Here is a 25,067-nt window from a genome sequence, read left to right on the forward strand (position 1 = left end):
TTGTTTTTATAAGAAAAAGAATTTATCCTTTTACTTTTGTTTTAAATTTATCAAATTTCGTTTCTTCTTTTTTAGGCCAGCTATTGTTTGATGTATCTACATCAGCAGTTTCCAAATCTGGATCAACAACAATACTCTTAATTTCTTGAGTAGATGCAAAAACTCTTACCGCTTTATGGTCATCTCTCATCCAAATTTGAGCAGGGAATGTTTTTCTTTCTTTCGTTCCATCTGCATAAGTTAACTCAACTATAATCGGCATTACCAATCCGCCTGGTTTTTCAAATTCTACTTGATACATATAAGATGGAATTTCTTTTCCGTTTTCTATATGCTTTTTTAAAGCATCAGCATTTGCATCTTCTTTTTTGTCTGTAATATAAACCAACTCACCTAAGCCATCAAAATATGCTTTAGCATCAGGATTTGTTTTAATGATGTTTTTAATACGATCACTTTGTTTGTCTGTTACATACAATGGTTTCACCGTTTTAATTCCGATGTCTGTAACATCAGTTGTGTAAAACCAACCTCTCCAAAACCAATCTAAATCCATTCCAGAAGCATCTTCCATTGTTCTAAAGAAATCTGCTGGAGTTGGGTGTTTAAACATCCAACGTTGAGAATAGGTTCTAAATGCATGATCAAATAATTCTGGCCCCATAATTGTTTTTCTCAACATATATAAACCAGCTGCTGGTTTTGAATATGCATTTGGTCCAAATTGTTTTACATAATCTCCTTGAGACATGATAGGAGAGATGTTAGATTGATCTCCACCCATATATCTTGTGATATTTTTCGTAGGATTTATAGCAAATAATACAGGATCGTATTTTAATTCTGCTAATATTTCTACAAAAGAGTTTACACCTTCATCCATCCAAGTCCATTGACGCTCATCTGAGTTTACAATCATTGGAAAAAAGTTATGACCAACTTCGTGTGTAATTACACCCAACATTCCTTTTTTAGTTCTATCAGAATACGTTCCGTCTGGATTCGGTCTTCCAAAATTGAAGCAAATCATTGGGTATTCCATTCCTTGTCTTTCTGAATGTACAGAAATTGCTTTGCTGTATGGATAATCAAACGTTAATTTTGAATATTCAATCAATGTGTTTGCAACTGCTCTCGTAGAATGCTCTTCCCATAAAGGATTTCCTTCTTTAGGATATAATGAAACAGCCATTACAGTTTTACCATTAATATTTGTTGCCATCGCATCCCAAATGTATTTACGAGAAGATGCCCAAGCAAAATCTCTTACATTTTTAGCATTAAAATGCCATGTTTTTAGTTTTTTAGAACGCCCTTTTTCTGTTTTTTCAGCTTCTTTTTGAGTAACGATCATTACAGGATCTTTAAAAGATTTTCTAGCTTGTTTCCAACGTCTTTGTTGAGCTCTTGATAAGACGTCTTTTTCGTTTTGTAACTCACCAGTTGCATCAACAATATGATCTTCTGGTACAGTTAATTTTACATCAAAATCTCCAAATTCTAAAGCAAATTCACTTCTTCCCCAAAACTGCATGTTTTGCCATCCTTCAACATTATTATAAACAGCTAAACGAGGATAAAACTGTGCAATTGTATAGTTGTTATTTCCGTCAGGAAAAGTTTCTAAACCAGATCTTCCACCATCTTTATTAATATCGTTTACTTTATAATTCCATTTAATTCTAAATTTAAATGTTTGTCCAGGAGCCAATGCTTGTGGTAAATTAATACGCATCATTGTTCTGTTTATGAAATGCGATAATGTTTTACCGTTTGCACCTTCTACAGCTTCAATATTAAACCCAAAACCTTTCTTTTCTTTCATGTAGGTTTGTTTGAATTTGTCAGGTGTAATAAATGCTGATGCTCCTCCAGATACTGCATCTGGTGTTTTAGAGTCATCTGCTCTCATGTTTTGATCTAACTGTACCCATAAATATTCTAAATGATCTTTAGAATTATTGTGGTACATAATAGTTTCATCTCCGTAAATACGATTTGTATCTTCGTCTAAGCGAATATCCATATTGTAATCAACTTTTTGTTGAGAATATTGATATCCTGGAGTTCCAGATGCAGTATGAACAGAATTTGGCGTAGCCAATAAATCTTTCATTTGTCTGAATTTGTTTTGATCTGTGTGTCCTTGTTGTGTTTTCTTTTCAGTTTTGTCTTGAGAAAACCCAGCAGCAACTACAAAGAAAATAGAAAATAGAAGTAATCCGATTTTTTTCATTGTGTGGTTAATTTGTATTGATTATTAATAATAATTATGAAAAATACTCATAATCTGTTAATGAGTGCTAATTTATACACCTAATTTAACATACTTTTAGTAAAAAAAGAGGCATTATAAAGTGTATAATACCTCTTTTAAGTACTTAATAAGAAATATTATCCTTTAATTTTCTTTTTAAACTTACCAAATTTGTTGTCTTGTTTTTTTGGCCAGCTATTATTGGTCATATCTACATCTGCAGTTTCTAAATCTGGATCTACAGTAATGTTTGTAATCTCTTTATCAGAATTAATTGCTTTTGTAACTTGTTTGTCATTTAATCTCCAGATTTGTGCTGGATATGTTTTTCTTTCTTTTGTTCCGTCTTTATAAGTAAACTCAACAATAATTGGCATAACCAATCCGCCTGGTTTATCAAAAGTGATTTCATAAAAGTATTTAGAATTTGCTCCTTTTTCTTTGTTAAAATTTGCTCCTTCTGTTGTGTCTTCTGTAAATTCTACACGATCATTATCTCCAGATTTTGCGTAGAATTTTTTAACACTTTTAATTCCGATGTCTGTAACATCTGTTGTGTAAAACCATCCTCTCCAAAACCAATCTAAATCAATTCCAGAAGCGTCTTCCATAGATCTAAAGAAATCTGCCGGAGTTGGGTGTTTAAACATCCAACGTTGAGAATAGGTTCTAAACGCATGATCAAACAATTCGTGCCCCATAATAGTTTCACGTAAAATCCATAAGGCTGTTGCTGGTTTAGCATAAGCATTAGAACCAAAACTGTACACATTATCTCCTTTAGACATAATTGGAGCAATTCTAGATTGATCTCCACTCATATAGCGAACAATATTTTTAGGTAAACCTCTTGATAAAGGATAGTCTTTTTCGTAAGCTCTCATGGCTAACATTTGCATAAATGAATTTAAACCTTCATCCATCCAAGTCCATTGACGCTCATCTGAGTTTACAATCATTGGAAAAAAGTTGTGGCCAACTTCATGAATTGTTGTGCCTAACATTCTGTATTTTGTTCTATCAGAATAGGTTCCGTCTGCATTTGGTCTTCCAGGATTAAATGCAATCATTGGGTATTCCATTCCCATTTGTCCATCAACAGAAATTGCTTTGTGATAAGGATAATCAAAAGTATATTTTGAATATGTTTTTAATGTTTGTGCTGCAGCTCTTGTAGAATGATCTCCGTACAATGAATTTGCTTCTTTAGAATAATAAGAGTACGCCATTACAGTTCTACCGTTGATGTCAACTGCCATTCCGTCCCAAATAAATTTTCTAGAAGAGGCAAAAGCGAAATCTCTTACATTTTCTGCAAAAAATTTCCAAGTTTTTGTTCTCTTAGATCTTTTCTTTTCAACTTTTTCTGCATCTTTTTGTGTTTGAATTACCACAGGGTCTTTAAAAGATTTTTTAGCTTCTGCTAATCTTCTAAGTTGTGTTCTCGTTAATACTTGTTTTTCATTTAGCAAACGCCCTGTAGCGCCTAACATATGATCATCTGGTGTTGTAATGTTTACATTAAAATCTCCAAATTCTAAAGCAAATTCACTTCTTCCCCAAAATTGATCGTTTTGCCAACCTTCTACATTATCATACACACATAATCTTGGGTAAAATTGTGCAATTACGTAGTTGTTATTTCCGTCAGGAAAATGTTCAAAACCAGATCTTCCTCCTTGAGTTCTATGATTGTTGATTTTGTACCACCATTTAATTTTAAACTGAAATTTTTCTCCAGCAGCTAAAGGTTTTGCTAAATTGATACGCATCATTGTTTGGTTGATGGTGTATGATAAATCACTTCCATCTACATTTGTTACGCTTGTAATTTTAAATCCTCCATCAAAAGGTTTGTCTTCAAATGTTTTTTGATACCCGTCTTTAGAGATTCCTTTGGGAATTCTGTTTGGTTGAATGTCTGGAGTTTTAGAATCTGCAGCACGCATATTTTGGTCTAATTGTAACCATAAATACGGCAATTCGTCTTCTGAATTGTTGTGATATGTAATTGTTTCACTTCCAGTTATTGTTTCTTTATCGTCGTCTAAATAGATATTCATAGCATAATCAACTTTTTGTTGGGTATACTTTTTTCCTGGTGCTCCAGAAGCGGTTCTTTGACTTGTAGGTGTTGCTAAAACATCTTTAAGTTGTTTAAATTTGTTCTGATTTGTGTGTCCTTGTTGGGTTTCCTTTTGTTGTGCAAAAGATGAAACCGCAACAAATACTAGTGAGAGAACTAGTAAGCCGATTTTTTTCATACTATTGAGTTTAGTTAAATTAGTGATTTATGTTAATATTTTAAGATTCCAGTTTGTTCTTTTTTAGTAAGTAAAACGCTTTTGTACTTTTTATTTACTTTAGACTTTACAAGATTTTGTTGTTCCGGAAAATGTTCTAATAAGATAGTATTATTAATTTCTATGTCTTTTAAAGTTGGAACATTTTTAATTTCTAAATAGAAAAAAACAACATCGCCATCGTACTCTTTTCCTATGTATTTATAATTATAAGCTTTACCATTGATTTTGAATTTTACATTTTTTTGTAAATACTCAAAAAAGTATTTGTCAGAATCTGCTGGTTCATTTTTAGTATCTAACTCAAATCTTTTATTGTAAATTTTATCGAATGCAGTTTCTAAATCATCAATAAAGACATTGATAATTACTTCAACAGATTTATTTTTAGTATTGTACTCGATTTGAGTTAAACTCAAATAATATTTATGTGCTGTAAAAGCAAAAAGAGGAATTATAAATAGTGTTAGTAGTAACTTCTTTGTTCTCATTAGGTAGTAATTGTATGTAAATTTGAACAAATAAACTTTGTTATACAAATTATTCTCTTTTTTCTAAAAGAAGTAGGTAGGATTTACTTTCTTTTAACAAAATTTTAAGAATTTCGAGCTGCTTTTTGTTTTTATACAATTCTTCTATCCCTAACGGATTGCAATATGCTATGAAATGATAGTAGTTTTGTTTCGGGATTTTTAATTGAACAAAAAAGAAATGCTCGTCAAACAGGTTTTTAAGTTTTTCAGGAAATTGTTCTTTAAAGTTTATTTTTTTCCTGTTTGCTCTTTTCTTTATTGATGATTTGTCTGGAATGGCAACACTTAAAATAGTTGTTGCAACATTTTTCATAGTTGGATCTGTAAGGTAAGTAGCATCTCCTTTTTCTTTTATTTTTTTTGCTTGTTTTATAGCATTATCATAGGCGGTAAAATCCATTTTTGAAAAATCGTAAAAGGCTTTATCTATTTTTGGAATCGTATCTTTTGGCTTATCAATTCTATCAAAACGTAAAAAACCGGTCATCTTTTTTTTAATTTCAACTTCATCTAATAAATTGATTATTGGCAAAAGAAAAACACGTAAAAATTATTCTTTTCTAACATCTTCAGTAATTCTAATTTTTTTACTTTGATATTGAATGTTTGTTATTTGCAACCAATCTCCTTTTTGTACTCTAATTGCAAATGAGCCATCATTGTTAGAAATTGTTCCTCTTTTTGTAGATAAATTTAAAATATTCGAATTTCTAATTGCTTTTGATGATGGATTTATAACAACGCCATTGATTTCAACTCTTTTTTCTTGAGAAAAAGAACTTTGAAAGATAAGGTAAAAGAAAAAAAATGAGAGTAGTTTTTTTTTCATTCAGTAAAGTAAATTAATTTTTGGTTAGTAAAGTTTCTTCATTTATTTTTTTAAGAGGAAACACTTTACTTTCTCGTATTAAAATTTCTGTTAGTTTAAGGTGATTTCCTTTTTTAAAATTTGATATGATATTTTTTGACGCACAAAAATTTAGAAATTGATTGATATACGATTTTTGAATTCCAAGTTGTTTTTCAAAAAAGAAATCTGACAGTTTTTCTCTAATTTTTAAAAGATCAGCATCTACTAATTTTATTTTTTTTAACTCTTTTGTTTTTTTAGTTTTTCCGTTAAAAAAGCTAATTAGATTGTCTAAATCTACAGAAATACTTGTTAAAGTTAATTTAGTTATGCGCTTATCTTTTTTAGCAATTGTATTTGCAAAGGGTAATTTTAATGTTGTTGCGTTTACCATATAAGCGGGCATTATTTGCGGATCTAAATAAAAAATACTTCTTCTTTTTTTAAGAACAACCTCCTCTAAAAGAGTTGCTGTTGCTTTACTATTGAATGCTATTTTTTTTGATGCATAGATTTCTTTTGTAATTGTTATTTCTTTATGATCAATAGTTATATGTGAAACAAAAAGGGTATCGGATTTAGAAACCCTAATTTTAAATTCTCCTTTTGCATTTGTAATTACACCTTTTGATGTATTTTTATTTATTACATGTGCATTTTCTAACGGAATTGAATCCAAAGAAATGATTCCATAAATTTCAATTGATTTTTTCTCTTGAGAATTGATCATATTAGAGATTCCAATAAAGAAGAAAAGTAAAGTCAGGTTTTTCATTGTCACAAAGAAAACCGACATCATTCTTAAAACTCTATTAAAGCATTTGTAAATTTTTGTTAAAGAGAAATATAGAAAATGCAAAGTTGTTACTTGTTTTTTGATGCAATAACTTTAGTTTCATTATTTTTGAAACATGAAAAAACTCATTATCGCCAGTACTTCAACCATTCATGGCAACGGATATTTAGAATATCTTTTACCAATACTTTCTGCTCATTTTAAAAATGTTAAAACTTTGCTATTTATTCCGTACGCAAGACCAAGCGGAATTTCATATGACGATTATACAGCAAAAGCAAAAGCGGCTTTTAGCACAATTTATATTGATGTAAAAGGGATTCATGAGTTTAAAAACCCAAAGGAAGCAATTTTAAATGCTGAAGCCATTTTTATCGGAGGAGGAAACACTTTTGAGTTGGTACATCAGCTTTACAAACAAGTCATTTTTGATCTTTTAAAAGAAGTTGTAGAAAACGGAACGCCGTATTTAGGAACCAGCGCAGGAAGTAATATTTGTGGTGTAAATATGATGAACACCAATGATATGCCAATTGTGTATCCGTCGAGTTTTAAAACCTTAGAATTTATTCCGTTTAACATCAATGCGCATTATTTAGATCCTGTTGAAGGCTCAACACACATGGGAGAAACAAGAGCAACACGAATTAAAGAATTTCATGTGTATAATGATATTTCAGTAGTTGGATTGCGAGAAGGAAGTTGGTTAGAAGTTCTTGGAAATTCGGTTACTTTAAAAGGAAATTTATCAGCACGGATTTTTAAAAAAAATGAAATTCCTTTTGAGCTAGAAAGTGGAAGTGAAGTGATTTTTTAAGTTTAAAAGTTTAAAAGTTTAAAAGTTTGAAAGTCTGAAAGTTAGAAAGTTGCAAAGGTTCAAAGGTTTAGAGTTTTGTTGTTTGATTAAAAATTTTCCTAATTCCTAATACTTCACGTAATCAACAATTTCTAAACCATAACCAATCATACCAACACGTTTTTCTTGTGTTGTATTAGAAACTAAACGGATTTTATGAATGTTTAAATCGTGTAAGATTTGAGCGCCAATTCCAAAATCTTTGCTGTCCATTTTTATTTGTGGCGCTTTCATTTCTCCTCTAGATTGCAATTCTTTTAAAATGGCTAAACGGTTTAATAAATTTTGAGATTCATTTTGCTGATTGATAAATAAAATTGCTCCTTTACCAGCATCGGTAATGGTTTTAAACATATCATCTAGCTTTTTATCAGCATTATTTGTGAGCGTTCCTAAAATATCGTTATTTACTAAAGTGGAGTTTACTCTTGTAATTACGGGTTCATTTTCTTTCCAAGAACCTTGTGTTAACGCCAAATGAACTTGTCCATTATTTGTTTGTTGATACGCTCTTAATCTAAAAATCCCAAAACGAGTTTCAATATCAAAATCATCTTTCTTTTCAATTAAAGAATCGTGTTCCATTCTGTATGCCACTAAATCTTCAATAGAAACAATTTTTAAATCGAATTTTTTAGCAACTTTTAACAATTGTGGCAAACGCGCCATGGTTCCATCTTCATTCATTATTTCTACAATAACTCCTGCAGATTCAAAGCCAGCTAAACGTGCAAAATCAATGGCAGCTTCTGTGTGCCCGGTTCTACGTAAAACGCCGCCTTCTTTTGCTTTTAAAGGAAAAATGTGTCCTGGTCTTGCCAAGTCAAAAGGTTTTGTATTTGGATTGATGATAGATTTTACAGTTAAAGCTCTGTCTTTTGCAGAAATTCCGGTGGTAACACCATTTCCTTTTAAATCTACAGAAACGGTAAAAGCAGTTTCCATAGGGTCGGTATTGTTGTTTACCATCATTCCTAACTGCAATTCTTTGCTGCGTTGTTCTGTAATCGGAGCACAAATTAATCCACGACCATGTGTTGCCATAAAATTAATCATCTCTGGAGTTACTTTTTCTGCGGCAGCAACAAAATCTCCTTCGTTTTCTCTGTCTTCGTCATCTACAACAATAATTACTTTTCCGTTTCTAATATCTTCAATAGCTTCTGCAATTGAATTTAGTTGAATCTTGTTTGTCACTTTCGTTTGCTTCATTAGATGTTGTTGTCTTTTTTAGACGTTAATTTTTTAAAAAAAGCTGTAATTGGCTGCAAAAATACATCAATATTAAAGATTCCCATATCTTTTGTAGCTCTTCTTGTTAATAATATGGCAATTGGTATCATTAATAGTGCAGAAATCCAAGAACCCAAAAATGTAGTTATGGAACTTTCTTCTGCTAGATTTCTTCCAAAAGTATTTGCAAAAAAGTACAATACATAAATAGAGATTGCCAAAATCATTGGCAAACCAAAACCTCCTTTTCTAATGATAGAACCTAATGGTGCGCCAATAAAAAATAAAATTAAACAAGACAAAGAAAAGGCAACTCTATTGTAATATTCTGTTTCGTACAAATTCAATAATTTTCTTTTAAATTTAAAAGAACTTTTTTTGTTTTTTATAATGTCTAAAGCAGTTTTGTTTTTTTCTATTGAAGAATTTATCAAACGTAATTGTGTGCTTTCATCAAAATTATTTAAAACTTCTGCTTTTAATTTATTTAAAATAGTATCTTTTTTAGTTGGAATTAATTTTTGTCCATCAGCATTTAAATAAAAGTTTTTTGCTCTTCCTTTTATGTATCCTTTAAAATTCGTATTAAAATAGGGTAATGTATCTTTTAATTGCGTTAAACTTAACATGTGGTAACTCTTTAAGTCTTCTTTATCAGATATATCAGTAGAAAAAGAAGAAAGATCTATAATGATAGAATACTCTTTAAAACTTGCGGTAGAAGCCGGCATGTTTTTTTCCGTTTTTGGACTGATATATTCTTCAAAAAACTGACCGTCGTACAAGACTAATGTCATGTATTTACTTCCTTCTTCATTGATTATTTTTCCCCTTTTGGCTGTAATAATTTTTTTATTCCATTTTTTTTCGGATAAATCATAAATCATTACGTTTTTTAATAAGTTGTCATTTTCTCCATATTTTTCATCAAACTTAATGTGGTAATTTGGAATTTCGGTGTTAAATCCGCCAGGAATTAAAGCCAATGCAGGTTTTTGTTTTTTGATATTTACATACAAGTTTTTTTGTTTAAACATTGCATACGGATACACATTGTTTAAAAATAAAAAATTAACGAAACTTAAAACAATTGTTAAGAGTATTAAAGGTCTTATTAAGCGTTGTAAAGAGATTCCGGCTGATTTGGTTGCGGCAAATTCGTAATTTTCAGAAAAATTACCCAACGCCATAATTGAAGAAAGTAATACGCCAATTGGCAATGCTTGTGGCGTAACAATTAATGCGGTGTAAAAAAGAAATTTAAAAATAAAAATAAGATCGATTCCTTTACCAGCAATATCTTCAAAAGCCAACCATAAAGTTTGCATTACCAAAACAAATAAGACAATTAAAAAAGTAGCCACAAATGGCTTTATAAAACTTTTTAATATGTATTTGTCTAGTAATTTCATAAAAAGTTTGTTATAAAAATAGTATTAATCAATACTATAATTCTTTTTTAAATAGGCTTTTTTATTAAAAACAAAAGTGTCTTTTGGTAGTTTTTGATTGCTTTGTAACGAAGTGATTGTAAACGTAGTTTTAGAAGAGTTTGCTCCAGTCTGAACTAACTTGTAAATGTGTTTTGTTTTAAGCTCGATTCCTAATTCTACTTTTACAATATCAGAATCGCTATCAATTGGCGTTAATTCTACAAACTGAATTTCTTTTCCGTTTACAGTTGCTGTTTTTCCTAATTTAAACGTGTAGCCATCTTGATAAAAGGTTAATAGTTTTGACGGATAAATAAATCCGTCTTCAGTATCAAAATCACCATCATTTATAGCAATTTCTTTTTCATCATGATTAATTACATACAGTTTTTCACCATCAAAGATAAAGTTATTTCCTATGTAATTTAAATTGTATTTCTCTCCTTCTAGAATGATGTTTCCTTTCATTGGTGGTTCATCACCTTCTTTAATTCCGGCAGCTTCATTGCTTAAACTCGAGGTAAATGCAATTTCCATATTTGTATATGAAGTCATGGTGCTAGAAACTTCATCCAGGAGTTTTTTTGCCTCATTATCTTGTGCAAAATTGCTTGTTGAAATCCCTATAAAAAGAAATAAAAAATAGATGGTTATGTTTTTCATAAATTGAATTCTAATTTTGTTCGTTTGCTAATAATTGATCTAAAGCAACTAAATCAGTTACTAAAACTTGTCTGGCTTTACTTCCTTCAAATCCGCCAACAATTCCTGCAGCTTCTAATTGATCAATTAATCTACCTGCTCTATTGTATCCTAATTTTAATTTTCGTTGTAATAAAGAAGCAGAACCTTGTTGTGCGGTAACAATTATTTCTGCGGCTTCTCTAAATAATTTATCTCTGTCTGCAATATCTATATCAAGAGATGTGCCAGCTTCTTCGCCAACATATTCGGGTAATAAATACGCTTCTGGATACGCTCTTTGCGAACCAATAAAGTCCGTGATTTTTTCAACTTCTGGCGTGTCTACAAAGGCACATTGAATTCTGTTTATTTCGTTTCCTGCGGTATATAATAAATCTCCACGACCAATTAATTGATCTGCTCCGCCAGCATCTAAAATAGTTCTAGAATCTATTTTTGAGGTAACTCTAAAGGCAATTCTTGCTGGAAAATTTGCTTTGATAATTCCTGTAATTACGTTAACAGACGGACGCTGAGTTGCTACAATTAAATGAATTCCGATGGCACGCGCTAATTGAGCCAAACGTGCAATAGGCGTTTCTACTTCTTTACCAGCAGTCATTATTAAATCTGCAAATTCATCAATAACCAAAACGATGTACGGCAAAAATTGATGTCCGTCATTCGGATTTAATTTTCGCGCTTTAAACTTTACATTGTATTCTTTTATGTTACGAACCATTGCAGATTTAAGCAAATCATAACGATTGTCCATTTCTATACACAAAGAATTTAGTGTGTTAATTACTTTGGTGGTGTCGGTAATAATTGCTTCTTCGCTGTCTGGTAATTTTGCTAAATAATGACGCTCAATTTTATTAAACAACGTTAATTCTACTTTCTTCGGATCCACCAAAACAAACTTTACTTCTGCAGGATGTTTTTTGTACAATAACGATGTTAAAACAGCATTTAATCCAACAGATTTCCCTTGCCCTGTTGCTCCAGCCATTAATAAATGTGGCATTTTTGCCAAATCGATGACAAAAGTTTCGTTAGAAATTGTTTTTCCTAAAGCAATGGGTAATTCCATTGGTGATTCTTGAAACTTCTTTGAAGAAATCACAGAATGCATCGAAACAATGGTTGCTTTTTTATTGGGAACTTCAATTCCGATGGTTCCTTTTCCTGGAATAGGAGCGATGATACGAATTCCTAATGCCGATAAAGACAACGCAATATCGTCTTCTAAATTTTTAATTTTAGAAATCCGAATTCCAGCTTCAGGAACAATTTCATACAAAGTAATCGTTGGACCAACAGTTGCTTTAATTTTTGCAATTTCGATTTTATAATTCTTAAGCGTTTCTAAAATTCTATTTTTATTTGCCTCTAATTCTTCAGGATCAATAGAAATGCTTTCGTTGTATTGTTTTAATAAATTAAAAGTGGGAAATTTAAAGTTTCCTAACTCTAAAGTTGGATCAAATTCTCCAAAATCTTTGACTAATTTTTCTGATAAATTTTCAGTAGAATGTTCTTCTTCTTCAATTTTATCGATATCTATTTGAACTTCTTTTTCTGTAATTTTTTCCTCACCTTCATTTGTTTCATTTTGTAAAACTACGTCTAATAAACTATCTTCATCTTTATTCGTTGTAGTATGTACATCCGAAAAACGACTAATTGTTGGTTGTAAATTTGTTACAGATTTTTCAAATTCAGATTCTTTTTCGGTAGTGTTTTCAAATTCAAATTCGTTCTCAATAATAGCTTCTTCAATCGATTTATCAATGGTGTCGTCTTCGGTTTTTTCTTTTTTCTTTGATCTAAATTTAGACAAAACACTTTCTGGAGTTACTTTAAAACGGATAACGATATAGGTTAAAAATAAAAAGCTTAACACAATTATCAATCCGGTTTTGCCTAAAAATGTTTGTAAATATTCATTAATTTCTACACCGATAATTCCTGCTAAAACAGCAAATTTACCTGGAACAAATCCTAGGGTAATTGAAAACCAAAGCATAATAAGTAACCCTAAATTCCAAGTTTTAACAACTCTTCTAAAAGGCATTTTAAACAACCAATACAAACCGCTTACAAAAAGTAATATCGGAATGATAAATGCTGCAATTCCAAATCCGTCATAAATAAAAAAATGACTTAAGTTAGCACCAACTTTACCCAAAAGGTTTTTTGTTTCAACCGTTTTATCAGCAAATTGAGTTAATGTACTTTGGTCTGCTTGCCAAGAAAAGAAAAATGAGAAAAAAGCAATGATTAAAAAGAGTGAAAACAAAGCTAAAAACAATCCAAAAACAGTATGAGTTTGTCTATTGTTAAAAAATGCTTTTGCTTTTTGAAACCTAGGTTTTCTCACTGTTTTTTGCTTTGTTGTTTTTGCTTTTTTAGCCATTAATTAATTGTAGATTGTAAAAGTGTAAATATAAGTATTTGCTTAGAATAACTCTAGTATTTTAGGAATGTATATAATTCCGACAACAATTAGCGCAAATATGGCTGCAAAACTTGGTGCTCCAGCAGCAATGTCTTTAATGAATCCTATTTTTTTATGAAATTCTGGATGCACAAAATCAGCCATTTTTTCTATTGCAGTATTACATGCTTCTGCAACTAAAACTAAAGCGATTACGATTAATTGCAACATCCATTCTGTTGCAGAAATATCAAAATAAAAACCAATAAAGAATGAAATAAGACCTATAAAAAACTGTGCTTTTATACTATCTTCTGTTGTTATTAATAACCACATTCCTTTTAAAGCAAACCTCATGCTTCGTAGTCTCCCTTTTAAAAAACCATCATTTGGATTTTTCATGTTCTAGATTGATTTTAATGCGGCTTCATAATTTGGCTCGTCAACAATTTCTGAAACTTGTTCTGTATAAATTACATTTCCGTTTTCATAAACAATAACAATTGCTCTTGAATTTAGATTTGCTAAAGGACCATTTGTAATTTCTAATTGATAATCTTTTCCGAATTTTCCAGTAGCAAAATCTGATAACATAATCACATTTTCAATGCCTTCTGCACCACAAAAACGAGCCTGGGCAAAAGGTAAATCTCTAGAAATACAAGCAACAATAGTGTTTTCTAAATTGGCTGCTTTTTTATTAAATTCTCTAACTGATGCAGCGCAAGTTCCGGTGTCAATACTCGGAAAAATGTTTAAAATTACTTTTTTTCCAGAAAAATCTGATAATTTTTTAGAAGATAAATCGACTGTTGTTAAATTGAAGTTTGGAGCTTTTTCTCCTACTTTTGGTAAATCTCCGATGGTGTTTATTGCATTTCCTTTTAAAGTGATATTTGCCATTTTAGTGTTTTTTTAGAATTTCAAAAATAAGAATAATTAAATTATTTTGGGTAGTTATAAATCTTTAAAACCTAATAATTATTTGATCATATTCTAGGATTAATAAATTTTTTATGATAAAAAAAACCGCAACTTAATTAATTGCGTAAGTATGGTTGAAACAATATTATTAATCAATTAATTTATTTATTATGAAAAATTCAAATTATTTTAAAGCTTCCGTATTCATTTTTACATTATTACTAGGGCAAACTATTTTTGCTCAAAAAACCAAAATGGTTGGCGGTGCAGAAATGTATCCAACTAAAAACATTATTGAGAATGCTGTGAATTCTAAAGATCACACAACACTAGTTGCTGCAGTAAAAGCTGCTGATTTAGTGGGCGTTTTATCTAGCGATGGACCTTTTACGGTTTTTGCACCAACAAATAAAGCTTTTAGTATGTTGCCAAAAGGTACAGTAGAGACTTTATTAAAACCAGAAAATAAGATGAAGTTACAATCAATTTTAAAGTATCATGTTGTTGCAGGGAAATGGAATGCAAAAGATATTATAAAAATAATAAAAAAACATAACGGTAAAGCAGTTATTAAAACAGTTAGTGGTGGTGAAATTACTGCTTGGATGAAAGGGGAAAATGTTTATATCTCTGATGAAAATGGTAGAAAAGCTAAAGTTACTATTGCAGATGTAAATCAGTCTAATGGAGTTATCCACGTAATTGACGCTGTTTTATTACCAAAGTAATCAATGTTGTAATTATTTGAATATGTAACACGCTAAATAGCGTTACAGAAAAAAGCTGCTTTTTTAAAAGCAGTTTTTTTTGTTTAACTTTTTTATATAATACCAATTTTAGTAGTTATAAATGATCATTAAAATTATAAAGTGTTATGTAACATTTCAATAGGGTATTTTACGTGTTTTTTAAATTAAAATATCTCGATGTAGAACTTCAAATTTGTATTTTCGCATTCTGAAAATAGTGAATTTTAGCGTGAACTTATCTTTATACACATCAGAATTTAAATACAATTGGAAACTTGCAGCACCTGTAATGTTAGGGATGTTGGGGCATACTTTTGTGAGTTTTGTAGATAATATAATGGTTGGGCAATTAGGAACAGCAGAATTAGCAGCGGTTTCTTTAGGAAACAGTTTCATGTTTATTGCCATGTCTTTAGGAATTGGATTTTCTACAGCAATAACTCCTTTAATTGCAGAAGCCGATTCGGCAAATAATTTTGATAAAGCAAAATCTACTTTTAAACACGGATTGTTTTTATGTACTGTTTTAGGAATTGCATTGTTCTTATTGGTGTTTTTTGCAAAACCATTAATGTATTTAATGAAACAGCCAACAGAAGTGGTTGAGTTGGCAATTCCGTATTTAGATTTGGTGGCTTTTTCGTTAATTCCGTTAGTTATTTTTCAAGCATTAAAACAATTTAGTGATGGACTATCCATGACTAAATATCCTATGTATGCTACATTACTTGCCAATGTTTTAAATGTTTTGTTAAACTATTTATTGATTTTTGGAAAGTTTGGTTTTCCTGAAATGGGAATGGTTGGTGCAGCTTACGGAACATTGCTTTCTCGTGCAGTAATGGTTGTCTATTTATGGTGGTTATTGTCAAAAAAAGAACGTTCAAAACGCTTGATTGCCAATCTAAAATTCTTTATGCTTGATAAATTGATGATTCGGAAACTCATTAATTTAGGAGCACCAAGTGCAATGCAAATGTTTTTTGAAGTGGCTATTTTTACAGCAGCAATTTGGTTGAGTGGTTTGTTGGGGAAAAATCCACAAGCAGCAAATCAAATCGCATTAAATTTATCTTCAATGACTTTTATGGTTGCCATGGGATTAAGTGTTGCATCAATGATTAGAGTAGGAAATCAAAAAGGATTACACAATTATAAAGAACTTAGAAGAATCGCATTTTCTATCTTTTTTATGGCAATTTTATTATCTGTTTTCTTTGCGATTATCTTCTTTTTATTCCACCAATATTTACCAAGAATTTACGTAGATTTTGATGACTCTGTTAATTTTGTTGATAATATGGAAGTTGTTTCTATAGCATCACAACTGTTAATTGCAGCAGCAATTTTTCAAATTTCAGATGGAATTCAAGTAGTAGTTTTAGGTGCTTTGCGTGGTTTACAAGATGTAAAGATCCCGACAATTCTTACCTTTATTTCGTACTGGTTAATTGGCTTTCCGGTAAGTTATTATTTCGGAAAAGAAGAACATTTAGGCAGTTTCGGAATTTGGCTTGGTTTATTAGCCGGATTATCAACCGCAGCCATTTTATTATATATTCGTTTTAATTATTTAACTTTAAAACTTATTAGAGAGAAAGAAAACTAATGTCTCTTTGAGCGAAGTCGAGAGGTTCTAGGTTAGCAGTTCTTGATACAATTTTCTTATTCTCGACTTCGCTCGAATTGACAGAAAATCACTCGAACTGACAGTACAACATAAAAGAAAAAAAGAAAACATGGAGTTACCAAAATTTTTATTAGCAGACAACAGCAATTTCCCAGATGATATTTTTGTATTACACACAGAATATCCTCGTTTTTTAATCAATTTAAAAGACGACGATGTAGAATGGTTTGAAGATTTGTCTGGAGAAAACGAAGAAGATATTGCTACTGAATTAGCAGATTTAATGGATAAAGCTGGCGAATTTTACGATACAGAAATGAAGCAATTTGAATAATCTGGTGAATTTTTAGAAAAAATCCACCAAATTATATATTTAAGCCATTACAGCTGCTTTCTTTGATTTTCTGTAAATAAAAGAATTGAAAATATTTCTTTTTCCGAAGTTATTCATAGATTTTGCATTTACAAACTTTCCAAAAAGAATACGACTCACACCAAAGTATTCGTAGGTGTTTCCATCCGTAAAAGTAACTTCTAACAACATGCTTTTATGATGCCAATCTGCTACTTGAAATTCTGTAATAGTAGTTTTGTAATCTTCTAAATTTGCAGCTTTCGTTTCTGGAGCAATGCTCACTAAAAAATGATAGCCATCAATAATTTTAGTACTTTCTATTTCTGCAATTTCTTTTTTGTCTTCTTCTAAAAATTTATCGGGATGCCATTGTTTTACCAAATTTCTGTAGGTAGTTTTTAGCTCTTTTAAATCGACAGTTCCTTCAACATTAAATAACTTTTTATATTGGCTGATTCTTTTCATTTTCGTGTTTTCAAATTGGAGTGCAAAACTATTGATATTTAATGGATTAAAAGCGAATTATTCTGCCTTTTTTATATGCACTTTTTTGAAGGTAAAATAGTGATTTTTAAGAAAGTATTTCCCGCTGTTTTATTGCTGTAAAGATGTTTGTTATAGTGAAACTTCTTTTGTATTGTTTTTAGGCGGAAATAGTTTTGAAACAATAAATCCAACCAACATCGCCAAGGCAAAAGAAGGCGCAAGCACATCTAATTCTACAAAATACGCACCAACACTTTCAAGATTTGAAATCACAAACTTGAATATGATTACAGATAAAAAACCAGTAATCATAGATGCAATCGCTCCTTTTTCAGAATAGCCTTTCCAAAAAAGAGAAAGGATAATTACAGGACAAAAAGTAGCTGCGATTCCAGACCAACCAAAAATCATAATCCAAAAAACCTGTCGATCAGGATACAAATTGTATAAAAGAATGGCAATTCCAAGTGCCGCTAATGCCATGGCAACTGTTACGAATCTCGAAAACTTTGTCAAGTCTTCATCTTTTAAATCGGGTCTCAATATTTTCTGATAAAAATCACGTGTAATTGCACTAGAAGCAAGAATTAACAAAGAATCAATGGTAGACATAATTGCAGAAAGTACAATGGCAATAAAGATTGCTACCAGAATTGTTGGTAAAAATTCGTTGGTAATCATGCTTAAAACATTTTCGCCACCGTTTCCTAAAATTGCTTCCGGATCTTGCCCTTCTGATGTAAAATAAATTCGTGCTAAAATTCCAATGGTTACTGCTGCTGCATCTGTCAACAGCGTAAAAAGTAGTGCAACCCATTTCCCTTTATCAATTTCATTTTCGCTTTTAATCGACATAAAACGAACATATACTTGTGGTGATCCTAAAAAACCCAAACCAATCATTGAGAAACCAAGAATGGTAAAAAGGTTCATCAACCAATCGTCGCTTCTTCCCATTATTTGTGTTAACGTTGGATCAATTGCGTTCAATCCAAGAGTAATTCCTGCTCCATGATCCATAGAAAACCACACAACAATTGGCAGTAAAACCAATCCAAAAAACATTAAAATTCCTTGAAACATATCAGACCAAACTGCAGCTACGAACCCTCCAATAAAAATATAAACTAAAACAATGCAAAAGCCAATTAGTGCGCCAATTCGATAATCAATATTAAGCATCGATTCAAATGCAATTCCGGTTACATCCATTTGTGATGCCACATAAATAACGACAAAAATGACCAATGCAGAAGCCGAAATAATTCGCAATGTATTTGTAGATGATTTAAAGTGACTTTGTAAATAATCTGGAATTGTGATTGCTTTAAATTTGTCAGAGCGTCTTTTAAAGCGTTTTGCCATAAATTGCCAAGAAATAAAAACGCCGAGTAATTCTCCAAATACCACCCAATAACCAGAATAACCAGCCATTGCGCCCATCCCTGTTAAACCGATTAAAAGCCAACCAGATTCTCCAGTTGCTCTTGCAGAAAATGCAATTGCCCAAAACCCCATTTTTTTTCCGCCCACATAATAATCACTCATGCTTTTAACTCTCCTCGAAGCTAAAATTCCGATGAAGAATAAAATAGAAACATAAATTGCTAGGACGATAAGTTTTGTAATCATAGAGTTTTTTTTAATTGAATCGTTGAAGTTACAATTTTTCTAATAGAAGGGGATTATAGGATTAGTTAGGTATGTAAACTCTTTAGAAGCTGTGTTAAGCATTTATATTAATCACTACAAATATATTTGCTAACCATATAACCACTTATTGGCTTCAATGTTTTTCCAGTAGTTGGATGTAGACCAAAACTCGTATACAATTCTATTTCATTATTATTTTTTTTCCAGTACCAAACAATGGCTTCTCCTTTCGCATTAAATAGTTTTGTGTTGCAGTCTGGAGCGTTAATTTTCTTAAATTTTAAAATTCGTTCTTTTTTGTAAATTTTTAATTGATCTAGATTATATTTTTCTAAATCAAACTTGACTTCAACATAATGATCTTTTTCCCAAACCATCCAGCGTTGCTTATCAATTGATATTTTTGTTAAGAAAAAAATAACTACCAGTAAACTAAAAACAATCACAATTTTGTTCTTCTTTACCCAAAAACTAATTGATTTCTTTTTGCTTTCTCTTTCCCCAGTTTGGGGAACTGGATTTTCATTTAAACTAGCAATAAAATCTTCATAATCTTTAAATCCTAAATATTTACATAATCCATAGACCACTCTAAGTTGACTAATATTTATATCAATTTCATCATCAATAATTTTTTTTGCTTCAGAATGATAAACTCTATAAGTTTTCTCATTGAGTTTTAAAGTAGTCAATTCATCTATATAGTCAGAAATATCTTCAGATAAACTTACTGTTGATGGCTTGTTGTCTCCAAGTTTTTTACGAGTTTCTTTTGCTTTTTTATAGGCTAAAAGGATTAGTTTTTTATGCATTTAAGTTTGATTGTTGGTGCATTAAATATATAACTATTTAGTGGAATGCATTTGGAAATCAATTGGAAATCTACTTTCCTTAAAGCTTCCAAAAAGCTTCCGTTCTATTTCCAAGTATTATTTCAGATTCTGTATTCTTTTGTGTCAGAATTAATCGATAACGTACTTAAAATCAGACATACAGAGTCGATAAATTCTGCCGAGAGTAGTTTTGTAAAACTGTATAACTAAGGGAAGTTTTATATGATTTTACAACTGCTCTCTAACTTCCCAAAAAGAGAGGCCTCTCTTTAAAATTTTATGGGTTTGCCCTGCAATAATAACAAATTCGAGAAAATCTCGAACGAGACAACTCATGCTAAAATTTAAAGCAAAATGAAACGAATATTTTTAATAATACTTACGGTTTTCCTCAATTTAGGATTATTTTCATGTACATCTTTAGATGACGAGGATGAATTCCAGCAACAACAAGTAGAAACACAAGATTGTTGTGGTGAAGGAGAGATTCCACCACCACCGCCACCACCACCGACAGGTGGAGGAACAGGAGGATAATATATTCTCATAAATAGTTAGTACTTTAGAGGAATGAAATTGAAAAAAATTGCATTCCTCTTTTTATATGCATTAGTTTTATTTACTAATGATATATTTTCACAACATGGTATTGATAGTTTAAACTATTATTCTAGGCTTGTTGTAAATCCTAATAACACAGATGATTTAGCAAAATCATATATCTTTTTTATAAAAGATAAAGAAATCAATTTATCTAATAAAGATATCTCAAGAGCTGTAAATGATCTTTGGTATTTAGCAAGTATAGAATACAAATTGGGAGCTTATTATTATAGCGAAAACTCAGCCGTTGAAGGTTTGAAACTCCTAGATACTCAAATAAAAACAGATTATAATAATCAACTTAGAATTGGTTTATTGAATAAATTAGGGATTATTAAAAGAAATTTAAGAGCTTATAATGAAGCAATAGAATATTATAGAAAAGCAATAAAATTGACTAAAAGTAAATCCGGGATGGCTACTTTGCATAATAATATTGGAAATGCATATTATTATTTAAATAATATTAAGTCAGCTAGATTAGAACTTGAAAAATCATATTCAATTAGTTTAGAAACAGGAGATAGTTCAGTTATTGCTAGGTCATTGGATAATTTAGGGCTTGTTCAGTCCAAATTTAATAACCCCGAAGCATTAGTAAATATGTTAAAAGCATTAAGCATAAGAATAAATAATAATGACTATGATATTTATTCTAGTTATAAAAATTTAACTAATTACTATGGAAGTAAAAAGGAGTTTAAAAAAACATTTTTTTATGCAAAAAAAGGATATGAAGAAGCTAAGGAGTTTAATAGTCTTCCTTATAAAAAGGATGCTTTAGAAAAACTTATTAATTTGGAGCAAGGAAATTACTCTAAAGAATATGTAAAGGTTATTAAAGAGATTGATTCAATTAAGTCTAATAATGAAAACAAGTACGTTGCTGTAAAGTATAATATCACTAGTGAGCAGAAAAAAACAAAAAAAGAAAAATCTGAAAGAATCATCTATCAATTTTTTGGAGTATTAGTATTGTTAAGCTCATTTTTTATATTCTTTATCCTCAAATCCCGCCATAAAAAAGCAAAACTGAAAGAACGTTTTGATGCTGAGCGTCAGTTTTCCAAAAAACTGCATGACGATGTAGGAAACGGATTGTTTCACTTAATGTCTAAACAACAAAACAAACCAAATCCAGATATTGAATTGATTGACGATTTGGAGAAAGCTTATCTTAAAACAAGAGATATTTCTAAAACAAATGCAGTATTGGCTATTTCTGAAAATTTTGATCAAGATTTAAAAGATTTAGTTCTGAATTATAAAATAAATACTGTAAATATATTTACAAGAAATGTTTCTCAAATGCCTTGGGATAATTTGTCTTTGTTGAAGAAGGAAACTATATACAGAGTATTGCAAGAATTAATGACAAATATGCGTAAGCATAGTAAAGCTTCTATTGTCACAATCAAATTTGAAAATGAGCAACGGAAAATAGCAATTCAGTATGTAGATAATGGTGTTGGTTGTGATTTGAAAAAAAGCAATGGTTTACAAAATGTGGAAAACCGTATCAAAGATATTGGTGCAACAATTACTTTTGAATCAGAAATCAACAAAGGTTTCCAAGTAAAAATAATTGTATAATATGTTTCAAAAAGTTTTAATTGTAGATGACCATGCTCTAACCAATGATGGTGTTAGCCTTACCCTTGCTGCTTTAGGAATTAATAATATCCACAAAGCACTGTATTGTGATGATGCCTATTTAAAAGTGAAAAGAGCTGAGTTTGACAAGCAACCTTTTGATTTAATTATTACAGATTTATCTTTTAATAAAGATCATAGAGAAAGAGAGATAACTTCTGGAGAAGAATTGGTTAAAAAAATTCGCTTAGAGAATGATCGTGTTTCTATTATTGTGTATTCACAAGAAGACCATTTTCAAATTGTCAGAGCATTAATTCAAAAGTGTGGAGCTAACGGATTTGTTTGTAAAGGAAGAGAGAGTAATAAAGAATTAGAAAAAGCAATACAGGCAGTATATAATGGAAACCTCTTTTTATCTAGACAAGTTGAAAGAGCATTACAGCAAAAAGAAGATATAGAAATTACGGATTATGATATTGAGTTGGTTAAGCAATTATCACTTGGATTATTACAAGATGAAATTAGTGAGTACTTTAAAGCAAATAATATTTCCCCCTCTAGTGTTAGTACAATAGAAAAGAGACTGAACAAACTTAAAGATCAGTTTAGCGCCAACAACTCTATACATTTAGTGACACTAATGAAAGATGCCAAACTAATTTAATTTTCAATTTATTTTTATCGAATGCGGTTTTCCGTAAGGAAACCAATAAGGCAAGTTTTAATTTTGAGGTATTATTAACCTTAAAATTTAAAATTATGGCGGTTAAACACATACCAACAAATGAAATTCACAAAGGAGTAAAAGGAGGAACAACAGGTTGCGGTACTAATACTAATAAGCATTCAAGTCATTGGGAGAATACTAGTGGGAAAATTACTTGTGAAAAATATGGTTGTAAAGACTAGTTGAACTTATTATTGAAAAAGAAAAAGACCTTACGGATATCCGTAAGGTTTTGTTTTATAATGGTTTTAGGTTTGTACTTAATCATAAAACTTAAAAAATGAATAATTTAAAACTATTTGCACTTTCTGGAATTCTTTTATTGTCTACAAGCTGCGCTTCAATTCTTACTGGTTCAAAAAGAAAAGTTCTTTTTGAAACGAATCCATCAGGGGCTAAAGTCTTTGTAAATGGTTTTGAAAAAGGAAAAACACCTACCACTATTAAAGTAAGAGCTGATGACAGAATAGATTTTAGACTAGAAGGTTATAGAGAAAGAGTTGTTGTTATGGATAGTAAGTTTAACCTAGTTAGTATAATAAATGGCATTAGTATAATAGGTTGGGGTATAGATGCATTAACTGGCTCATTAAAAAGAGTTGATACTAAATATGTAAAAGTAACTCTTGAGCCTTCAAAAAAAACAGCTTTTATAAAGTTTATGAAAGCAGGGAAAATTAAAGAGATTAATATTGATAAAAAAAATAAGATAATCGAGACTATTGTTGTGTTGAATTAATTTTTTTAGTAAAAAGCAGCCTTACGGATTTCCGTAAGGTTTTGTTTTGTAATGGTTTTAGGTTTGGAGTATTATTAATCTTAAAAATTTAAAAAATTATGGCAAGAGGTTCGAATACAAATAGAGCAGGAGGAGGTTGGAACGAAAATGAGAAATTAGCAGTTTGGGATAAAGGAAAAATAATTCCAAATTATTCTCCAGAAACCTGGAGATGGGATAAGTGTGGTAAGCCGATTAAATGGATTGAATATGGAAATAGAAAATCAAATAATGGATGGGAAATAGATCATATAAATCCAGTTTCTAATGGAGGCAGTGACCACATTTCTAATTTACAACCTTTACAATGGGAAAATAATGCAGAAAAATCTGATAGCCTTAATTGGAGTTGTCCAAAATAGTGATTAATTAAAAAACAAAAATTATGTTAGGATTTACATCAATACTAATAGCACTCATTCTTTTCGCGGTAGTGATTTTAATAATGAGATTGTTTGGAGCATGGATGCTTAGAATAAATGAAGTTATTAAAATTCAAAAAGAAACCTTAGAAGAGCTGAGAAAGAAATAATACGTTAAGTTAAAATTATTTTCACCATTGCGTTTTTCCGTAAGGTTTTTTTTGTTATGGATTTAAGTTTGAATAATTATTAATCCTAAAAAATATAAAATATGGGACAAGCAAAATTCGAAATTAAAAAAAGTAGCAATGAGAAATTCTTTTTCAATTTAAAGCAGGAAATGGCGAACCGATTCTAACGAGTGAAATGAAATTTTCAAAATTAAAATAAGGCCTTACGGATTTCCGTAAGGCTATATTATGTAATGGTTATAGGTTTGTAACTAAACTTGTAAAATTATCATTATGGCAAAATCAGTACCAGTAAAACCGCATCGCAGAAGTAAGCCTTCTCCAACACCAAGACCTAATCCAAACAAACCAAAACCTGGACCCAAAACGGTTCCTGTAAAACCTCATAAAAGAAATCCACCAAAATAATTTATCATGGGATTTAGATATCAAAAAAGAGTAAAACTAGGAAAAGGTTTCGGATTGAATGTTAGTAAATCAGGTATCAGACCTAGTTATCGATCAAAAAGTGGTTCAGTAAGTTCTAAAGGTTATAGTGTTAGAACTGGAATTCCAGGTTTAACCTATAAAAAATCATTCTCTAAAGGAGGTTGTATGCTCGTTTTTGTAGTAGGACTTTTTATGTTAACAACAATGACGTATATATCATGTACTACAGACACTGAAGAAGATGAATGGGCATGTGGGACTTATAATAGTAAAACACTATATACTGGACCAAAAGGTGGTTGCTACTATTACACTAGTAATAAGAACAAGACTTATGTTGAAAGGAGCGAATGTAATTGTTAAGCA

General features: G+C 30.5%; 27 protein-coding genes. 12 read left to right on the top strand and 15 right to left on the bottom strand.

Features of this window, described 5'->3' with window-relative positions; genetic code table 11:
• Positions 1-22: 22 nt before the first annotated feature.
• The 6 genes from KCTC32516_RS08800 to KCTC32516_RS08825 all read right to left on the bottom strand — a co-directional run bounded on the left by KCTC32516_RS08800 (position 23) and on the right by KCTC32516_RS08825 (position 6,718).
• The gene (locus KCTC32516_RS08800; protein ID WP_301400044.1) at positions 23-2,236 is read right to left on the bottom strand and encodes a M1 family metallopeptidase; all 2,214 of its coding nucleotides are present in this window, start codon (positions 2,234-2,236) and stop codon (positions 23-25) included.
• A gap of 158 nt (positions 2,237-2,394) precedes the next feature.
• Complete coding sequence (locus tag KCTC32516_RS08805) at positions 2,395-4,521, bottom strand: M1 family metallopeptidase (RefSeq protein ID WP_301400045.1); 2,127 nt, start codon at positions 4,519-4,521, stop codon at positions 2,395-2,397.
• Between the two features lie 32 nt (positions 4,522-4,553).
• On the bottom strand, positions 4,554-5,051 hold the full coding sequence (locus tag KCTC32516_RS08810; RefSeq protein ID WP_301400046.1) for a DUF6702 family protein: 498 nt from the start codon (positions 5,049-5,051) through the stop codon (positions 4,554-4,556).
• A gap of 49 nt (positions 5,052-5,100) precedes the next feature.
• The gene (locus KCTC32516_RS08815; protein WP_301400047.1) at positions 5,101-5,625 is read right to left on the bottom strand and encodes a hypothetical protein; all 525 of its coding nucleotides are present in this window, start codon (positions 5,623-5,625) and stop codon (positions 5,101-5,103) included.
• Between the two features lie 18 nt (positions 5,626-5,643).
• Entirely contained in the window at positions 5,644-5,922 is a 279-nt protein-coding gene (locus KCTC32516_RS08820; protein WP_301400048.1) for a hypothetical protein, read from the bottom strand.
• Positions 5,923-5,935: 13 nt separating this feature from the next.
• On the bottom strand, positions 5,936-6,718 hold the full coding sequence (locus KCTC32516_RS08825) for a carboxypeptidase-like regulatory domain-containing protein (RefSeq protein WP_301400049.1): 783 nt from the start codon (positions 6,716-6,718) through the stop codon (positions 5,936-5,938).
• A 136-nt stretch (positions 6,719-6,854) separates the two neighbouring features.
• Between KCTC32516_RS08825 and pepE the strand changes: the two genes are divergently transcribed.
• Entirely contained in the window at positions 6,855-7,556 is a 702-nt protein-coding gene (gene pepE / locus KCTC32516_RS08830) for a dipeptidase PepE (RefSeq protein WP_301400050.1), read from the top strand.
• 105 nt (positions 7,557-7,661) lie between these two features.
• Here pepE and ribB read toward each other — a convergent pair whose 3' ends face one another.
• From ribB to tpx, 6 genes are read right to left on the bottom strand one after another with little or no spacing between them, the layout of a single operon-like run.
• Complete coding sequence (gene ribB, locus KCTC32516_RS08835; RefSeq protein WP_301400051.1) at positions 7,662-8,807, bottom strand: 3,4-dihydroxy-2-butanone-4-phosphate synthase; 1,146 nt, start codon at positions 8,805-8,807, stop codon at positions 7,662-7,664.
• Positions 8,807-10,240, bottom strand: coding sequence for an LptF/LptG family permease (locus tag KCTC32516_RS08840; protein ID WP_301400052.1), 1,434 nt, complete (start codon positions 10,238-10,240; stop codon positions 8,807-8,809). The genes ribB and KCTC32516_RS08840 overlap by 1 nt, the downstream gene beginning before the upstream one ends.
• Before the next feature lie 24 nt (positions 10,241-10,264).
• The gene (gene lolA1 / locus KCTC32516_RS08845; protein ID WP_301400053.1) at positions 10,265-10,924 is read right to left on the bottom strand and encodes an outer membrane lipoprotein periplasmic chaperone LolA1; all 660 of its coding nucleotides are present in this window, start codon (positions 10,922-10,924) and stop codon (positions 10,265-10,267) included.
• Positions 10,925-10,934: 10 nt separating this feature from the next.
• Positions 10,935-13,364 carry an FtsK/SpoIIIE family DNA translocase gene (locus KCTC32516_RS08850; protein WP_301400054.1) on the bottom strand — a complete coding sequence of 810 codons (2,430 nt, stop codon included), beginning with the start codon at positions 13,362-13,364 and terminating at the stop codon, positions 10,935-10,937.
• A 42-nt stretch (positions 13,365-13,406) separates the two neighbouring features.
• Positions 13,407-13,787: a diacylglycerol kinase family protein gene (locus KCTC32516_RS08855; RefSeq protein WP_301400055.1), complete on the bottom strand. Its 381-nt coding sequence runs from the start codon at positions 13,785-13,787 to the stop codon at positions 13,407-13,409.
• Between the two features lie 3 nt (positions 13,788-13,790).
• Positions 13,791-14,288, bottom strand: a complete 498-nt coding sequence (tpx, locus tag KCTC32516_RS08860; protein WP_301400056.1) for a thiol peroxidase — start codon at positions 14,286-14,288, stop codon at positions 13,791-13,793.
• Positions 14,289-14,479: 191 nt separating this feature from the next.
• On the opposite strand from tpx, the gene KCTC32516_RS08865 reads away from it, so the two are divergent.
• The 3 genes from KCTC32516_RS08865 to KCTC32516_RS08875 all read left to right on the top strand — a co-directional run bounded on the left by KCTC32516_RS08865 (position 14,480) and on the right by KCTC32516_RS08875 (position 17,022).
• The gene (locus KCTC32516_RS08865) at positions 14,480-15,037 is read left to right on the top strand and encodes a fasciclin domain-containing protein (RefSeq protein WP_301400057.1); all 558 of its coding nucleotides are present in this window, start codon (positions 14,480-14,482) and stop codon (positions 15,035-15,037) included.
• A gap of 250 nt (positions 15,038-15,287) precedes the next feature.
• Entirely contained in the window at positions 15,288-16,667 is a 1,380-nt protein-coding gene (locus KCTC32516_RS08870) for an MATE family efflux transporter (RefSeq protein WP_301400058.1), read from the top strand.
• 130 nt (positions 16,668-16,797) lie between these two features.
• Positions 16,798-17,022 (top strand): DUF8828 family protein, encoded by a 225-nt coding sequence (locus KCTC32516_RS08875; protein WP_301400059.1) that lies wholly within the window; start codon positions 16,798-16,800, stop codon positions 17,020-17,022.
• Between the two features lie 39 nt (positions 17,023-17,061).
• On the opposite strand, the gene KCTC32516_RS08880 is transcribed toward KCTC32516_RS08875, so the two are convergent.
• The 3 genes from KCTC32516_RS08880 to KCTC32516_RS08890 form a co-directional block, all read right to left on the bottom strand.
• Positions 17,062-17,508, bottom strand: a complete 447-nt coding sequence (locus KCTC32516_RS08880; protein ID WP_301400060.1) for a KTSC domain-containing protein — start codon at positions 17,506-17,508, stop codon at positions 17,062-17,064.
• Between the two features lie 150 nt (positions 17,509-17,658).
• The gene (locus tag KCTC32516_RS08885) at positions 17,659-19,161 is read right to left on the bottom strand and encodes a sodium/proline symporter (protein WP_301400061.1); all 1,503 of its coding nucleotides are present in this window, start codon (positions 19,159-19,161) and stop codon (positions 17,659-17,661) included.
• Between the two features lie 107 nt (positions 19,162-19,268).
• The gene (locus KCTC32516_RS08890) at positions 19,269-19,994 is read right to left on the bottom strand and encodes a hypothetical protein (protein ID WP_301400062.1); all 726 of its coding nucleotides are present in this window, start codon (positions 19,992-19,994) and stop codon (positions 19,269-19,271) included.
• A gap of 375 nt (positions 19,995-20,369) precedes the next feature.
• Here KCTC32516_RS08890 and KCTC32516_RS08895 point away from each other — a divergent pair, with 375 nt between their 5' ends.
• From KCTC32516_RS08895 to KCTC32516_RS08930, 8 genes are all read left to right on the top strand, one after another.
• The gene (locus KCTC32516_RS08895) at positions 20,370-20,552 is read left to right on the top strand and encodes a hypothetical protein (RefSeq protein WP_301400063.1); all 183 of its coding nucleotides are present in this window, start codon (positions 20,370-20,372) and stop codon (positions 20,550-20,552) included.
• Positions 20,553-20,591: 39 nt separating this feature from the next.
• The gene (locus tag KCTC32516_RS08900; RefSeq protein ID WP_301400064.1) at positions 20,592-22,211 is read left to right on the top strand and encodes a tetratricopeptide repeat-containing sensor histidine kinase; all 1,620 of its coding nucleotides are present in this window, start codon (positions 20,592-20,594) and stop codon (positions 22,209-22,211) included.
• 1 nt (position 22,212) lies between these two features.
• Positions 22,213-22,878 carry a response regulator gene (locus KCTC32516_RS08905; RefSeq protein WP_301400065.1) on the top strand — a complete coding sequence of 222 codons (666 nt, stop codon included), beginning with the start codon at positions 22,213-22,215 and terminating at the stop codon, positions 22,876-22,878.
• A gap of 343 nt (positions 22,879-23,221) precedes the next feature.
• On the top strand, positions 23,222-23,680 hold the full coding sequence (locus KCTC32516_RS08910; RefSeq protein ID WP_301400066.1) for a PEGA domain-containing protein: 459 nt from the start codon (positions 23,222-23,224) through the stop codon (positions 23,678-23,680).
• 98 nt (positions 23,681-23,778) lie between these two features.
• Positions 23,779-24,081: an HNH endonuclease signature motif containing protein gene (locus tag KCTC32516_RS08915; protein WP_301400067.1), complete on the top strand. Its 303-nt coding sequence runs from the start codon at positions 23,779-23,781 to the stop codon at positions 24,079-24,081.
• 23 nt (positions 24,082-24,104) lie between these two features.
• Entirely contained in the window at positions 24,105-24,251 is a 147-nt protein-coding gene (locus tag KCTC32516_RS08920; RefSeq protein ID WP_301400068.1) for a hypothetical protein, read from the top strand.
• Between the two features lie 294 nt (positions 24,252-24,545).
• Positions 24,546-24,680, top strand: a complete 135-nt coding sequence (locus tag KCTC32516_RS08925; protein WP_301400069.1) for a hypothetical protein — start codon at positions 24,546-24,548, stop codon at positions 24,678-24,680.
• A gap of 6 nt (positions 24,681-24,686) precedes the next feature.
• Positions 24,687-25,064 carry a DUF4236 domain-containing protein gene (locus KCTC32516_RS08930; RefSeq protein ID WP_301400070.1) on the top strand — a complete coding sequence of 126 codons (378 nt, stop codon included), beginning with the start codon at positions 24,687-24,689 and terminating at the stop codon, positions 25,062-25,064.
• Positions 25,065-25,067 lie beyond the last annotated feature (3 nt).

Origin of the sequence: Polaribacter huanghezhanensis (genome assembly GCF_030444335.1) — a bacterium.
GTDB classification, from domain to species: Bacteria; Bacteroidota; Bacteroidia; order Flavobacteriales; family Flavobacteriaceae; genus Polaribacter; species Polaribacter huanghezhanensis.

Excerpts from the sequence above, each read along its gene's own strand:
- KCTC32516_RS08800 (WP_301400044.1), bottom strand. The coding sequence starts at position 2,236 with ATGAAAAAAATCGGATTACTTCTATTTTCTATTTTCTTTGTAGTTGCT.
- KCTC32516_RS08805 (WP_301400045.1), bottom strand. The coding sequence starts at position 4,521 with ATGAAAAAAATCGGCTTACTAGTTCTCTCACTAGTATTTGTTGCGGTT.
- KCTC32516_RS08810 (WP_301400046.1), bottom strand. The coding sequence starts at position 5,051 with ATGAGAACAAAGAAGTTACTACTAACACTATTTATAATTCCTCTTTTT.
- KCTC32516_RS08820 (WP_301400048.1), bottom strand. The coding sequence starts at position 5,922 with ATGAAAAAAAAACTACTCTCATTTTTTTTCTTTTACCTTATCTTTCAA.
- KCTC32516_RS08825 (WP_301400049.1), bottom strand. The coding sequence starts at position 6,718 with ATGAAAAACCTGACTTTACTTTTCTTCTTTATTGGAATCTCTAATATG.
- pepE (WP_301400050.1), top strand. The coding sequence starts at position 6,855 with ATGAAAAAACTCATTATCGCCAGTACTTCAACCATTCATGGCAACGGA.
- ribB (WP_301400051.1), bottom strand. The coding sequence starts at position 8,807 with ATGAAGCAAACGAAAGTGACAAACAAGATTCAACTAAATTCAATTGCA.
- KCTC32516_RS08840 (WP_301400052.1), bottom strand. The coding sequence starts at position 10,240 with ATGAAATTACTAGACAAATACATATTAAAAAGTTTTATAAAGCCATTT.
- lolA1 (WP_301400053.1), bottom strand. The coding sequence starts at position 10,924 with ATGAAAAACATAACCATCTATTTTTTATTTCTTTTTATAGGGATTTCA.
- KCTC32516_RS08850 (WP_301400054.1), bottom strand. The coding sequence starts at position 13,364 with ATGGCTAAAAAAGCAAAAACAACAAAGCAAAAAACAGTGAGAAAACCT.
- KCTC32516_RS08855 (WP_301400055.1), bottom strand. The coding sequence starts at position 13,787 with ATGAAAAATCCAAATGATGGTTTTTTAAAAGGGAGACTACGAAGCATG.
- tpx (WP_301400056.1), bottom strand. The coding sequence starts at position 14,288 with ATGGCAAATATCACTTTAAAAGGAAATGCAATAAACACCATCGGAGAT.
- KCTC32516_RS08865 (WP_301400057.1), top strand. The coding sequence starts at position 14,480 with ATGAAAAATTCAAATTATTTTAAAGCTTCCGTATTCATTTTTACATTA.
- KCTC32516_RS08875 (WP_301400059.1), top strand. The coding sequence starts at position 16,798 with ATGGAGTTACCAAAATTTTTATTAGCAGACAACAGCAATTTCCCAGAT.
- KCTC32516_RS08880 (WP_301400060.1), bottom strand. The coding sequence starts at position 17,508 with ATGAAAAGAATCAGCCAATATAAAAAGTTATTTAATGTTGAAGGAACT.
- KCTC32516_RS08885 (WP_301400061.1), bottom strand. The coding sequence starts at position 19,161 with ATGATTACAAAACTTATCGTCCTAGCAATTTATGTTTCTATTTTATTC.
- KCTC32516_RS08890 (WP_301400062.1), bottom strand. The coding sequence starts at position 19,994 with ATGCATAAAAAACTAATCCTTTTAGCCTATAAAAAAGCAAAAGAAACT.
- KCTC32516_RS08895 (WP_301400063.1), top strand. The coding sequence starts at position 20,370 with ATGAAACGAATATTTTTAATAATACTTACGGTTTTCCTCAATTTAGGA.
- KCTC32516_RS08905 (WP_301400065.1), top strand. The coding sequence starts at position 22,213 with ATGTTTCAAAAAGTTTTAATTGTAGATGACCATGCTCTAACCAATGAT.
- KCTC32516_RS08910 (WP_301400066.1), top strand. The coding sequence starts at position 23,222 with ATGAATAATTTAAAACTATTTGCACTTTCTGGAATTCTTTTATTGTCT.
- KCTC32516_RS08915 (WP_301400067.1), top strand. The coding sequence starts at position 23,779 with ATGGCAAGAGGTTCGAATACAAATAGAGCAGGAGGAGGTTGGAACGAA.
- KCTC32516_RS08920 (WP_301400068.1), top strand. The coding sequence starts at position 24,105 with ATGTTAGGATTTACATCAATACTAATAGCACTCATTCTTTTCGCGGTA.
- KCTC32516_RS08925 (WP_301400069.1), top strand. The coding sequence starts at position 24,546 with ATGGCAAAATCAGTACCAGTAAAACCGCATCGCAGAAGTAAGCCTTCT.
- KCTC32516_RS08930 (WP_301400070.1), top strand. The coding sequence starts at position 24,687 with ATGGGATTTAGATATCAAAAAAGAGTAAAACTAGGAAAAGGTTTCGGA.